The organism is Nostoc sp. NOS(2021), from assembly GCF_017115025.1.
Lineage (GTDB): Bacteria > Cyanobacteriota > Cyanobacteriia > Cyanobacteriales > Nostocaceae > Nostoc.
In genome coordinates this window covers 39,360-53,414 of sequence record NZ_JABXKM010000344.1, presented here as the reverse complement: position 1 = coordinate 53,414, position 14,055 = coordinate 39,360, and the positions used below count along the sequence as shown (strand labels likewise).

Here is a 14,055-nt window from a genome sequence, read left to right as displayed (position 1 = left end):
AAATTATAAATTATTAAATGTAGAATGTAATTGAGTTTCTAGCCAGTCTTTGATGGTGTATTCATTCTTGAATAGCAAAATATTTTCATCTATTTCAGGAGGCTGAAAATTTTGTATTAGTTCTGCAAAAATCTCCTTCTTGATTCCTTGACGTTTTTTAGTTTGTTCATTCATTTCCATTCTTATGTAAATTTCCTCTAGCGGAACATCGAGGTAAATTACTTTGGTTTCATAATTATGTCGTTTGGCGACCTCTCTAAATCTGTCACGCAACCAATGAAAACAGTTTGTATCATCAAGAATAATATCTTGTTGTAGCTGCATTAAATTGTCCAAAATACCAATTGCGATCTGGTGAGTATTTTCCCACTCTTCAACAGGAATACCATCTCCACCAAAACCAAGCCCTCGCTCTTTATTGATATCATCCAAACTTATAAATGCACAGTTTAGATAATTGACTATTGCTTTAGCTAAGGTACTTTTACCGGAAAATGCCAAGCCACAAAGTAAATAAAGGGTTTTCATTTAGTTCAGTAAAGTAAAGTAAAGTAAAGTAAAGTCTAATTTACTAGCCTTGGCGAATAGAATTCGCAGTTAAGTAAGTGGGTCAAATTAAATATAAAACCTCACTCTGCCTCCGGCTTCCCTCTCCTTACCAAGGAGAGGGATTGAGGGTGAGGTTTTATCTTATATTTAATTGTGCCTTCCTACTTATCCCAATACAGTTCAGTTAAGCATTTCTTCCTTCTCTTCCTTCTCTTCTTTGCGTCCTTTGCGCCCTTTGCGGTTCGTTAAAAAAAATGACTTTTACAAAGAGTTTTAGCCTTAACCCAAGCGTATTGCTACTTATCCTACATTTTGCAAAAACTTTGAATCGCCTCAACCAATTGGTCGATTTCCGATTCTAAAGTAAAGTAATGGATGCTGGCACGTATACAGCTAGGATCGGCAATTGTCCGAGTTAATATCCTTTGTGACTCTAAAAATTGCACCAACTTCAAATGAGCTTGGGGCTGATTATTTGCAAGTTGGAAGGAGACTAAACCGCTTTCGGGTGGGGAAGTTCGTAGACATTTAATATCGGATAACGCCGTCAATTGTCGCCAGAGGTACTCACTATTCTGGCAAATTTGCTCGTAACGTTCCTGTGACGTTCCCCATTGCTGATGAATTGCGATCGCCTCCTTTAACCCAACATACAAAGGATAAGCTAATGTAGACACTTCGTATCGTCGCCCATCTGGAAGCCAACCCACAGGCTGAGATTGACTATTTACAACAATGCCATTGAAGCCAATAAACGTAGGTTTCAGGTTTTCTCGTGCTTCTGGTCGAACATACAAACCACCAGCACCCGCAGGGCCACATAACCATTTGTGACCAGTGAAAGCATAAAAATCTACTCCCAATTCAGTTAAATTTAAAGGCAACAAACCAGCAGATTGGGCAGCATCTATCAATAGTAAAGAATGATTATTTCTGCATACTTCGGCAATTTTATCAAGAGGTAAAACTTGACCAGTATTCCAGAAAACATGACTCAATATCACTAGGCGGGTATTAGGGCGCAAGTGCTGGACAATAACTTTTACGGGGTCGCCCTCATTTAAAGTCGCCTTGAGAGGACAGGTAGTAACTTCTACAGCGAATCTCCGCGCGATTTCCTGGGCTGTGGCAATCACGCCTGGGTGTTCGCAGTCTGAGAGCAGCATATGGTCGCCAGCTTGCCACTCAATGCCCCACATGGCGATATTACAGCCAACTGTGACATTATCTGTCAGGGAAATTGTTTCAGCTGGTGTATGTAACTCTGAAGCGATCGCTTCTCTTACAGCTTGAGTCTGGGGCGCTATCCAGCGATACGCCTCATAGCCAAAGGGGCCTATGTGCTGAACATGAGCTTGAGTTTGGGTGATAGCATCCATTGCCCTTTGGGGCATCGGCCCTTGTCCCCCATAATTGAAATAAGCCTTATTTGCTAAAGCGGGAAATTGCTCTCGATGGCTATGTAACCTGGTTTGTGCAACAGAAGTACTGGTCATAACAATTTTAGATTTTAGATTTTAGATTAGCATTAGTTTCTCATCTCCCTCATCTCCCCCTCTCTGACTCCATTATTAACAGGACTTACGCAAACAATAGCCGAAACCTGATTTTCTTCTTAGGGGCAATACCCTGCGGGAAGCCTGCGTCTACATGAATTGCCCCTACCATGTGTAGTTTTGCGTAAGTCCTAATTAATTGTCTAAGTTACTCCCAGAGTGTGCTAATTCTTGTTAACTTAAAAGGATGCTAATTAATGCTGAATCCCTACTGCAATACCAACGCTGTAAACGCCGGCCTTTTCTAGATATCCACGGTGACAAAAGTCAGCGCGATGCTCCCAATGAGTTGCTACGAAAACTGCAACAGGACAAAATCGCTCATCAGCTGAGTGCTTTGGCACAGGTGACTTATCACCAACCAGATTATTCATACGGAAACTGGGAAAGGGGAGAGAAGGCAACTTTAGAATTGATGCAGCGTGGGGTTGAGTACATATATAAAGGAGTACTGTCAGCACCTTATTCTGAAGCATACACCCTACTGAGTCGTCCAGATTTACTTGTGAAACGGCCAGGACAATCCCATTTTGGAGATTGGATCTATGTCCCGGCTAGTATCGAATTGGGTAAGCGCCCTAAGCAAGAATATCAAGTTGTCGCTGCATTTCATGTCCAAGTATTGGCAATAGTACAGGGAGTTCCGCCTGAAACAGCTTCGCTGATATTACGAACCAAAAATACAAATTATGCGGTGGATCTGTTCAAATGGATACCACGGATGCAGCAGATTCTGGAGGAGTTTATTCAAGTTTTAGAGTTACCGAATCCGCCAGAGGTGTTTATTGCTCGGCAAAAGTGCAATCTTTGCCATTGGTATAGTCAATGTTATGCGATCGCTCAATCTGAAAAACATCTCTCATTGTTACCAGGTGTAACACCCATTCGCTACACTGAACTGCAAGCCTTAGCCATCACCACACTGGAATCTCTCGCTAACACCAGTCCCAGCACCTTAGAAAACCTACTTGGTTTTGACAGTGAAGTAGCGCCCAAGCTAGTAGTGCAAGCTCAATCTGCACTGGAAAAACGACCGCTTATTTTACCCTATCCACTACCAATAAAAGATATTACATTCACAGCACCCATAGAGCTTTACTTTGATATTGAGGCACAACCAGACTTAAATTTAAATTATCTTTTGGGAGTTTTGGTCGTTGATAGACTTGCCAATACAGAACAGTTTTATTCATTTTTAGCAGATAAACCAGAAGGCGAAGAATTAGTTTGGCAGCAATTTTTGGATTTGGTTTGGCAATATCCCGAAGCGCCAATTTACCATTTTTGTGTCTACGAGTTTGATACAGTCAAACGGTTGGCAAAGCTTTACAACACTCCCTACGCCTCAGTACGTCCTGTACTGAGTCGATTTGTGGATGTGTATGAACAATTAACCCAAAGTGTAGCATTGCCTGTAGAAAGCTATGCCCTCAAAGCGATCGCTCGTTGGTTAGGATTTGAGTGGCGGGAAAAAGAAGCTAGTGGTGCCAAGTGTATTTACTGGTATGATCAGTGGCTAGAAACAGGCGATCGCACCTTACTAGAAATTATCCAAAGCTACAACGAAGATGATTGCCGCGCTACCCGCAGAGTCAAAGACTGGCTTGTAAACTTTTTTCAGGACGAATATGGTTTGCGACTAGCTTAAGTCATTTCACATTTTCTAAAAGTTTTTAACAATTCAAAATTAAGAAAACCTGATTTCATAAGAGTTTTCAGGCTTGGAAGCTGAAAAAAATCTAAATTGCATAATCGAATTAAATTAAACTCTTGTGGGTTGGGCCGAAAAGCCATTGGTGTCAACTTAAGCCAAAACCCTTTTCAAACCTCGTTTCCAGCCAGAGGCTGGAAATGCTTGCTCATTGCGGCTCTGCCGCAAGTCGAGAGGCGGAGCCTCAGATTAGGCATTCCCAGTCTCTGACTGGGAACGAGACAATCTCTAAAAACTTGTTCTAGACTGGCTTTCACGTTAAGTTGACACCAATGGCAACATGAGCGCCTTAATTATGCAAGTTAAATATAGTTGTGCCTCCCCATCGCGTGTTGATTTAACAAAAAAATCTATGCAGCTAATTAAAAAAATCTTCGCATTCCCGCAAATTATTTACTTATTTATCCCGATTATAATCATCATTTTATTATTCACAAACTTACTGTCAAATGCTATTGAAATCAGTAGCATAGAGTTTATTGGTGAAGCCACTTTACCGAAAGGTTTAATCTTTAAAAAAACTGAAGTTGGAGGTTTGTCTGGAATTACCTATGATCCAAAAAGCAACCTTTATTATGCTATTTCCGATGACCGTGGACAAAAAGCTGCCGCCCGTTTCTACACCCTGAAAATAGACTTGAGCAAAGGTTCCCTACAAAAAGGTGGAGTTATTCCTGTCAGTGTTACCACATTATTAAATGAAAATGGTCAAACATTTCGCCCTGGTGAAACTGATACAGAAGGTATTGCCTTAACTAATAAAGCAACTGTATTTATTTCTTCTGAAGGCGATGCTGGAAAATTAATTAATCCTTTTATTAAAGAGTTCTCGCTATCTTCTGGCAGAGAAATTGCAACGCTTCCCATACCAAACAAATTTTTGCCAGATAAAAGTAGTCAAAAAGGTATCCGTAACAATTTGGCTTTTGAAAGCCTCACCATCACACCCGATAAAAAGCATATATTCACAGCCACTGAAAATGCTCTAATTCAAGATGGTGTCGCAGCTAAACCTAACATCGGTAGTCCTTGTCGGATTTTGCAATCCAACTTGCTCAACAACCAGCCAGAAAAGGAATTTATTTACCAAACTGAACCAGTTAAACCATTTTTGGATCTTATTGGCAAATTCGCTAGTGGATTACCTGATTTACTTGCTCTCGATAATCAAGGACACTTCCTAAGTTTAGAACGGTCTTTTACTGGTTTAGGATTTGCTATTTCCCTGTTTCAGGTTTCTTTAGAAGGGGCTGATGATATTCATAAGATAGATAGCCTTTTAGCAGTTGACTCCCAGAATATTAAACCAGTTCAGAAAAAACTGCTGTTAGATTTGAGAACCCTAGATGTACTGCTAGACAACATTGAAGGCTTAACTCTTGGCCCTAAACTACCCGATGGACAGCAATCATTAATTCTCATCAGTGACAACAATTTCAACTCCCTGCAACGCACCCAGATATTAGCCTTTAAAATTAAAATTGAAACAACACTAATCAGATTATTACGCAGTTTAATCCCGAATCTCAACCATTAGCTGTACAGAGATCAAGGTGCCGCAGCTACGCCCGTCGTAGACATCGCGCCTTTACTGCTATTTACTTGTTTGAAGCTTATTCCTGTGTATTCACGGAATCTACTAGGCAACTTTTTCTAGCCTATTTGTAGTTTACGTGTAATTTCTCAACCGTATTCTTTAATAAATATGTTATAGAATGTTTAGGAAATTTTCTAGATAGATTAACTATGATTACAACATATAATTAATTTTCTCCAACACTATGATATCTTTTAGATTTAAATTTAATAATTAGCTAGACTTATTAAAGTATTTTGCCAACAATATTTTTGATAAATGATTTTTATGCCAAAAAATAAAATTGAGAATATGGTAGGGCAAAAAGCAGAGTTAGACGATTACATTGGGCAATTTTTAAACAATCGCTATTTAATCAGAGATTTGATTGGCAAAGGGGGGATGGGTAGAGTTTATTTAGCAGAAGATACTGCTAAGGGTGGTATGCTGATCGCAATTAAAATCTTATCACTCAGTTTGGCAAACCAGCAAATGTCCCAACGCTTTGCCAGAGAGATTTTTATTGGCGCTCAATTGGGTCGCAAAAGTAAACATATTGTTCGCATTTTAAGTTACGGAGTTACTGAAGATAAAACTCCCTTTTATGTAATGGAATACCTCCAAGGAAAAAATCTCAAACAAATTCTCAAAATTCAGCCCTTAACAATATCGAAGTTTTTGGAGATTTGTAATCAAATTTGTTTAGGCTTACAATGTGCCCACCAAGGTATCAGCCTCAAAGGAGAGATTTATCCCATTGTTCATCGGGATATTAAACCAGAAAATATATTCATTAGTGAAGATAGTAAACAAGGAGAAATTGTTAAAATCCTAGATTTTGGTATTGCCAAATTTCTAACAGAGCGAAGTGGGATGACCCTGACAGATTCTTTTATTGGCAGTTTGCCTTACTGTTCTCCAGAACATATGGAAGGGCGCAAATTGCTAGATATCCGCTCTGACATTTATAGTTTGGGAGTACTAATGTTTGAGATGCTGTCAGGAAAGCATCCATTTCAGACAAAAAGTAACTCCTTTGGTACTTGGTATCAAGCGCATCGCTTTCAAATGCCACCTACAGTTGAGCAAGTGAATCCGCAAGTCAAAATACCACAGATATTAGAAAAAATGTTGATGAGTTGTTTAGCTAAAGAAGTAAGCGATCGCCCTCAAAATATCAACCAAATATTAGAAGATTTAGAAAAGGTTAATATTCAGGTTAATAAAGTTAGTTCTACCAATAGCAGTGAAATTATTCACCTCTCAATCCCCATCCAATTAGTACCTGCAACATTATTATCAGAACAAGAGTGTTGGCAGAAACATTGGCCTAAAAATAAACCAATTGCGCGAATTGGTTTTCCCCATTTACTACATACTACCCAAAGACCCATACCAACTTTTTGGGCAATGTTGCCCAAACAAGAGATTACAAACTTTTTGGGCAAAATACATGGCACTGAATTTATTAGTCAAATGAATGTATACCCGATGCTATTATGGGTTACAATCCTATACAATGCCCAGCCTTCCCTGACGAAGTGGCTACCTTATTTTTTGGATTTAAAAGATAATAAAGGGCAGAAGATAGTGCGTAGTTTAGCAGAAGTAGGCTACTATCATCTACTACTTTTTGCCCTAGAAGATCCAAGCCGTTGCTCTTATGTAACGACTTTAAGCCTCACGGCTAACCAGCGCCAGCAACTTGTAGACTACTTAGATATGAGTCAACAGTCAAATGAAATAACTTTGCCTAATCAAGCCAAAAACATTCTAAAAACAGAGTATGAAAAACTTAAATTAGACATATTAGGAAAGTTAGCCGCAGATCAAAAAACTGATAAAGAAGGTTTAAAAATTTGGATGGCTAAATTTTTGGAGATTTTTTTTAAACTTTTATCACGTCATTGAAAGTCCGCCATCAAAATCAAAATCCTTGCCGCCATTACCTAATAATATTCTTATGTGTGTATTGCTAACTTTAAATAGACTCAGCAGCAAAGGTGATCAAAGTGAATCAAAGCCCATTTACATCTCTAAGTAGTACGGGCTTGCTTGCCAATCGTTATCAACTCAAGCAATTAATTGGCAGCGGTGGCATGGGTGAAGTTTTTTTAGCAAATGATATTTTGTTAGGAGGTATACCAGTTGCTATCAAGTTTTTGACTCAGACTGTTGTCGATACCAAGATGCAACAAGACTTTGCTCGTGAAGCTTTAATGAGTGCAGCTTTGAGTCAAAAGAGCGTACATATAGTGCGGGCGTATGATTATGGTGTAAATGAGAAAGGAAAACCATACTACGTTATGGAATATCTAAGCGGCAAGAGTTTAAAGGATTTAATTCCGTTGCCCCTGCCCATGTTTTTGACTCTCTCTCGCCAAATTTGTTTGGGCTTACAGTGCGCCCATCAAGGTATTAACATTGATGGCAAAATTTGTCCGTTGGTTCATAGAGATATCAAGCCTGCCAATATATTAGTTATTCCCGATCCGATATTGGGCCAGTTAGTTAAAATTCTCGATTTTGGTATTGCTAGGTTTTTAAATTATGTATCAACAGCTAGTACAAGTAGGGGATTTAATGGCACTTTACCCTATTGTTCTCCAGAACAGCTAGATGGGGAAAAATTAGATAGTCGCTCTGATATTTATAGCCTGGGTGTGATGATGTTTGAGATGCTCACAGGCAAAAAACCTTGGCAACCAGAAACTGATTATTTTGGTGCTTGGTATAAAGCACATCACTTTGAACAACCAAAAGCGATCGCAGATGTTAAACCCACTCTTAAATTACCTCAGAAGCTAAATAATTTAATCATGGCTTGTCTGGCTAAAAAAGCAAGCGATCGCCCACAAAATATCGCTCAAATTTTGCAAGTATTAAACAGTTTGGAACAGTGCCATGCTGCCAGTTTACCGACAATTTTAGCTCCTAGTTCCATCCTTAGCCCTCCCTTGTATTCTGGATTACCAATCATAGTAGAACAAAGCTGTCGGCAAGTTTTATGGCCTCAAAATAAACCAATTCAAGAAATTGTTTTTCCCCAGCTTCTAGACACCGCACAAGGATCTATGACAGCGCTATGGTTGATGTTGCCTAAACAAGAAATCAAAAACTATGCCCTTTCTACTCGTTACAACCAGTTTATCTTCATGACATCCCCTCACCCAATGCTGTTGTGGGTGACTGTACTCTACAATCGACAATTGGCTCCTAAGTGGCTACCGTGCTACTTAGATATGCAAAATCCCCAAAATCTTAGGATGGTAAGTTTCCTGGCTGAAAATGAACGCTATCCTTTGATTCTCTTTACTCTGGAAACACCACATTCTTGCACCAACGTTCTCAGCAGCCGCATCGAGCCAACTCAGCGGCAAATGTTGAAAACCTGGGTGCAACAGAGTCAGAGTCTACCACCTGCTTCTCAACCCCAGTTGAGCAAGCAGCTATTAAAGCAGCAGTATAAACAAATGCAATCCCGGATATTGCAGCATCTGGAATCAGAGCCACTGGTTGTATTATCAGGCTCTATTTAACGAAAAATTCTCACGCTAGGGAGACGGGTAAAATAATTCCCAACTCCAAAACACTTGACAAGTAGAAAATAAATAGTGATAATAGCAAAGTTGCCAAACAAGGGACTGTAGTTCAATTGGTTAGAGCACCGCCCTGTCACGGCGGAAGTTGCGGGTTCGAGCCCCGTCAGTCCCGTTCTAAATTTATGAGTAGTGAGTCCCAGTCGTTCAGAGACGCTCGCAGACTCGCTTTGCGTGACGCTAACGGCGGAAACTGCCTTTCCAACTTATTGCTGAGTCCTGAGTAATATAGAAATTGGGCATTGGTTATGAGGCGGCTTCTCAGTCTCCATTTCTTTGACTCAGGATTCAGGGTTTAAATATAAGCTACATTTATCAAGCTTTGCGAAAGAGAGAATTAACTGTGACTGTCAGAGTCCGAATTGCGCCGAGTCCAACCGGAAATTTACATATTGGTACAGCTAGAACGGCTGTATTTAACTGGTTATTTGCCCGCCACCACGGCGGGAAATTTATACTGCGAATAGAAGACACAGACTTAGAGCGATCGCGTCCCGAATACACTGACAATATTCTTGAAGGACTGCGCTGGCTAGGACTGAATTGGGATGAAGGGCCATTTTTTCAATCCCAACGCCTGGATCTTTATAAAGATGCAGTACAAAAACTGCTAGATCAAGGATTAGCCTATCGCTGTTACACCACTTCCGAAGAACTTGAGGCGCTCCGAGAAGCCCAAAAAGCTAGAGGCGAAGCACCTCGGTATGACAACCGTCACCGTCACCTCACGCCAGAACAACGCGCCGCATTTGAAGCCGAAGGTCGCTCCTCTGTGATTCGCTTCCAAATCGAAGATGGGCGGGAAATTGTCTGGAATGACTTAGTAAGGGGAAAGATGTCTTGGCAAGGTAGCGATTTAGGTGGTGATATGGTCATCGCCCGCGCTTCAGAAGAGGGTAGCGGTCAACCTTTATACAACTTTGTCGTTGTGGTGGATGACATCGATATGCAAATCACCCATGTCATTCGGGGAGAAGACCACATCGCCAACACCGCCAAGCAAATTTTACTGTATGAAGCAATGGGTGCAAAAATCCCAGAGTTTTCCCACACACCGCTGATTTTGAACATGGAAGGACGCAAGCTTTCAAAGCGAGATGGTGTCACTTCCATTTCTGACTTTCATAAAATGGGCTTTACTGCTGAAGGCTTGGTGAATTACATGACATTGCTGGGTTGGTCGCCACCAGACTCGACGCAAGAAATATTTACCTTAGAAACAGCAGCGAAAGAATTTGGTTTTGAGCGTGTAAATAAAGCAGGTGCAAAATTTGACTGGAAGAAGCTGGATTGGTTGAACAGTCAGTATATCCACAATACGCCAGTAGATAAACTCACAGATTTAGTCATACCCTATTGGCAAGGGGCTGGGTATAAATTTGATGGTGGAAGAGAACGCCCCTGGTTAGAACAGCTAGTAACTTTAATTAGCCAGAGTTTGACTCGCCTGGTAGATGCAGTAGCTCAAAGCCAACTGTTTTTTAGCGACACAGTTGAATTTAGCGAGGAAGCCAGTACACAACTTAAGCAAGAAGGTTCTGCTGCTGTCCTTGAGGGGATTGTCACAGCTTTGGAAAATCAGCCGCAACTGTCCGAAGCCATCGCCCAGGAAATTATTAAACAAGTGGTGAAAGAGCAAAAAGTCAAAAAAGGCTTAGTAATGCGATCGCTCAGAGCAGCTTTAACTGGAGATGTTCATGGCCCCGACCTGATCCAATCTTGGTTACTACTAAATCAGATTGGTTTAGATAAGTCGCGCTTGAGTCGGGCATTAACAGAAGCTAATTAGCGATTACCATAATTAAGAAAACAAGACTATATCTAATAGTCAAATGCCACGTTGATAAAACACTTAACAGCATTGTTTTCAAGTAAGCACGAGTACTTTAGTACAAGTGGGTAGAGGCTGTTTGACTCAGCCCACACCGTTCTAGGTCTCAAGAATCCCATCTGCTTTTAGCAGTGGGAGAAGTAAATTCCAGATTTTAGAAATATTTTAGATTTTAGGGGCGCACAAATGTGCGCCCCTATCCATAAGGTAGAGCAACTATAGCAACAAGAAATCATTCACTAATTACTAATGAATTATCCCCAATTTCAAATCTAAAATAGGTAGTCAATTCTCCTCACGTTGGGAACTTGGTGTGTAAAATTCATGTCTTCAAAAACACTTAGAAGCGAACGTAATTACAATGCCGAAAAAAGCGCTCAATAGAGGGATGAGATTATCGTTCATGATAGTTACGCTGTTCATCATATCGACAGTTAATGCTGTGACTGATGCTCAGGAAGCGCCAACGATATTTGGAGATGTCACCATTGACCCCCGGTTTTCGCCAGACCCCCTAACAGTTCGCGGGATGAGTGGTGGTTCAATATCTGGGAGCCAAGTAGCCGGAAGGAGCGAAACAGCCACTGGGCCTTGTACTGGATTTGTTGATGAAACACCAGACCACACATTAGCATTAACAAGTAAATTTGATTATTTGAAGTTGCAAGTGCAAAGTCCTGAAGACACCACGATGATTATCAAGGGGCCCGGTGGTACTTGGTGCAATGACGATTTTGATGGCAAAAATGCCGGCATTGTTGGTGAATGGCTGGCTGGAAGTTACCAAATTTGGGTTGGTTCCTACGAAAAAGGCAAGTATCTTCCTTACACTCTACAAATTACAGAAGTTAAATAGGGCATGGGGCATGGGGCATTGGGCATTGGGCATTGAGCATTGGGCATTGGGCATGGGGCATGGAGCATGGAGCATGGGGCATGGGGCATGGTGTATTGGTTCTTCTCCCTTATCTCCGCTTGCTTCCCCTGCTCCCTCATCTCCCCCACTCCCTCAGAATGATGATTGAGAAGGGCTTGAAGGACACGAGGAGCATTCTGGAGAAATTCTCCGTGTCTTTGCATCCCGTTGCGCTCCCTTTTCTCGTGCGATATTGTATTAAAATTAAGTTAACTTTGATTAAGATTCTTGTTGGCATCGCCATAATGCGCCGATCGCTCTATGGGAGTGCATATAAGAGATCAAATTAAACAAAATGGATTTATAAACATCCGTTTCACAGCTGAAAGTGACAGAGTGATCAACATTCGGTTGCTAAAGCTGATGAGTTGTATAGGCATCTAGAGGCAAATTAACATGAAATTCTCCTGGAAAGTCCTAGTACTCTGGACATTGCCGGCTTTGGTAATTGGCTTTTTCTTCTGGCAAGGGGCCTTTGCAGGCGCTCCTGCCGACATGAGTAAGAATACAGCCAATACCCGCATGAACTATGGTCGCTTTCTAGAATACTTGGACGGCGATCGCGTCACCAGCGTGGATCTGTACGAAGGCGGTAGGACTGCAATTATAGAAGCCCGCGATCCAGACATCGAAAATCGTGTCCAAAGATGGCGGGTGGATTTGCCTGTTAACGCTCCTGAGGTAATCACCAAGCTCAAAGAAAAAGCCATTAGTTTTGATGCTCACCCCGTGCGGAATGATGGCGCAATTTGGGGATTGTTGGGCAATCTCGTCTTTCCAGTTTTATTGATTACCGGGCTGTTCTTTTTGTTCCGGCGTTCTAGCAACCTCCCCGGCGGGCCAGGTCAAGCGATGAACTTCGGCAAATCCCGCGCCCGCTTCCAAATGGAGGCAAAAACTGGGGTGAAATTTGACGACGTAGCCGGAATCGAAGAAGCTAAGGAAGAATTGCAAGAAGTTGTTACCTTCCTCAAGCAGCCAGAAAGATTTACCGCAGTAGGCGCACGGATTCCCAAGGGAGTGCTGTTAGTTGGGCCTCCTGGAACTGGTAAAACTTTACTAGCAAAAGCGATCGCTGGGGAAGCAGGCGTACCTTTCTTCAGTATTTCTGGTTCGGAATTCGTGGAAATGTTCGTTGGTGTGGGTGCATCCCGCGTCCGCGATTTGTTCAAGAAAGCTAAAGACAACGCCCCTTGTATCATCTTCATTGATGAAATCGACGCTGTAGGACGCCAACGGGGTGCTGGTATCGGTGGCGGTAATGATGAGAGAGAGCAAACCCTCAACCAATTGCTCACCGAAATGGACGGGTTTGAAGGTAATACAGGCATCATTATTATTGCTGCTACCAACCGTCCCGACGTACTAGACTCAGCCTTGTTGCGTCCGGGTCGCTTTGACCGACAAGTAACAGTCGATCCACCCGATATCAAAGGGCGCTTGGAAATCTTGCAAGTCCATGCGCGGAATAAGAAACTAGACACTAGCGTATCTTTGGATGCGATCGCTCGCCGCACTCCCGGATTCACTGGTGCTGATTTAGCCAACTTACTCAACGAAGCGGCAATTCTCACTGCTAGAAGACGCAAAGAAGCGATCACCCTCCGCGAAATTGATGATGCGGTGGATCGGGTAGTTGCAGGGATGGAAGGTACTCCTTTGGTGGATAGTAAGAGCAAGCGCTTAATTGCCTACCACGAAATTGGACACGCCTTAGTTGGGACTTTGTTAAAAGACCATGACCCAGTGCAGAAAGTTACGCTGATCCCAAGAGGACAAGCACAGGGTTTGACTTGGTTTACACCCAACGAAGAACAGGGATTAATTTCTCGTTCTCAGTTAAAAGCTCGAATTACTGGTGCTTTGGGTGGTCGCGCTGCCGAAGAAGTGATTTTTGGGGCTGCGGAAGTTACCACTGGTGCAGGTGGAGACTTACAACAGTTGTCGGGAATGGCACGCCAAATGGTGACGCGGTTCGGGATGTCAAACTTAGGCCCACTTTCCTTAGAAAGCCAACAGGGAGAAGTCTTTTTGGGTCGTGACTGGACAACCCGATCTGAGTATTCCGAATCCATTGCCTCGCGCATTGATGGACAAGTTAGGGAAATTGTTGAACAGTGCTACGACACTGCTAAGAAGCTTATCCGCGATCATCGCACTGTCACCGATCGCTTAGTCGATCTGCTCATCGAAAAAGAAACCATTGACGGCGAAGAATTCCGCCAGATTCTGGCTGAGTACGCTGAAGTTCCTGAGAAGCAGCAGTACGTACCGCAGCTGTAACCACTGTTCTAAAATTACTGAAATGGGTATGGTC

10 protein-coding genes and 1 tRNA gene are annotated in these 14,055 nt (G+C 42.1%); 9 read left to right on the top strand and 2 right to left on the bottom strand.

Going from position 1 to position 14,055, the window contains the following annotated elements:
• Positions 1-3: 3 nt before the first annotated feature.
• Both HWQ41_RS33835 and HWQ41_RS33830 read right to left on the bottom strand, forming a co-directional pair.
• Positions 4-528 (bottom strand): ATP-binding protein, encoded by a 525-nt coding sequence (locus HWQ41_RS33835; RefSeq protein ID WP_292772597.1) that lies wholly within the window; start codon positions 526-528, stop codon positions 4-6.
• 326 nt (positions 529-854) lie between these two features.
• Positions 855-2,045: an aminotransferase class V-fold PLP-dependent enzyme gene (locus HWQ41_RS33830; RefSeq protein WP_292772595.1), complete on the bottom strand. Its 1,191-nt coding sequence runs from the start codon at positions 2,043-2,045 to the stop codon at positions 855-857.
• 247 nt (positions 2,046-2,292) lie between these two features.
• Here HWQ41_RS33830 and HWQ41_RS33825 point away from each other — a divergent pair, with 247 nt between their 5' ends.
• The 9 genes from HWQ41_RS33825 to ftsH2 all read left to right on the top strand — a co-directional run bounded on the left by HWQ41_RS33825 (position 2,293) and on the right by ftsH2 (position 14,021).
• The gene (locus tag HWQ41_RS33825; protein ID WP_292772593.1) at positions 2,293-3,753 is read left to right on the top strand and encodes a TM0106 family RecB-like putative nuclease; all 1,461 of its coding nucleotides are present in this window, start codon (positions 2,293-2,295) and stop codon (positions 3,751-3,753) included.
• 415 nt (positions 3,754-4,168) lie between these two features.
• Complete coding sequence (locus tag HWQ41_RS33820; RefSeq protein ID WP_292772591.1) at positions 4,169-5,353, top strand: esterase-like activity of phytase family protein; 1,185 nt, start codon at positions 4,169-4,171, stop codon at positions 5,351-5,353.
• Between the two features lie 327 nt (positions 5,354-5,680).
• Entirely contained in the window at positions 5,681-7,303 is a 1,623-nt protein-coding gene (locus tag HWQ41_RS33815) for a serine/threonine-protein kinase (protein ID WP_292772590.1), read from the top strand.
• Positions 7,304-7,404: 101 nt separating this feature from the next.
• On the top strand, positions 7,405-8,931 hold the full coding sequence (locus HWQ41_RS33810) for a serine/threonine-protein kinase (protein WP_292772588.1): 1,527 nt from the start codon (positions 7,405-7,407) through the stop codon (positions 8,929-8,931).
• A 101-nt stretch (positions 8,932-9,032) separates the two neighbouring features.
• A tRNA-Asp gene (locus tag HWQ41_RS33805) sits at positions 9,033-9,106 on the top strand.
• Between the two features lie 228 nt (positions 9,107-9,334).
• Positions 9,335-10,780, top strand: a complete 1,446-nt coding sequence (gene gltX / locus HWQ41_RS33800) for a glutamate--tRNA ligase (protein WP_292772586.1) — start codon at positions 9,335-9,337, stop codon at positions 10,778-10,780.
• 403 nt (positions 10,781-11,183) lie between these two features.
• A complete protein-coding gene (locus tag HWQ41_RS33795) occupies positions 11,184-11,678 on the top strand; it encodes a hypothetical protein (protein ID WP_292772584.1) in 495 nt (164 codons plus the stop codon).
• 10 nt (positions 11,679-11,688) lie between these two features.
• Complete coding sequence (locus HWQ41_RS33790) at positions 11,689-11,847, top strand: hypothetical protein (protein WP_292772582.1); 159 nt, start codon at positions 11,689-11,691, stop codon at positions 11,845-11,847.
• A 287-nt stretch (positions 11,848-12,134) separates the two neighbouring features.
• A complete protein-coding gene (gene ftsH2, locus HWQ41_RS33785) occupies positions 12,135-14,021 on the top strand; it encodes an ATP-dependent zinc metalloprotease FtsH2 (RefSeq protein ID WP_292772580.1) in 1,887 nt (628 codons plus the stop codon).
• Positions 14,022-14,055 lie beyond the last annotated feature (34 nt).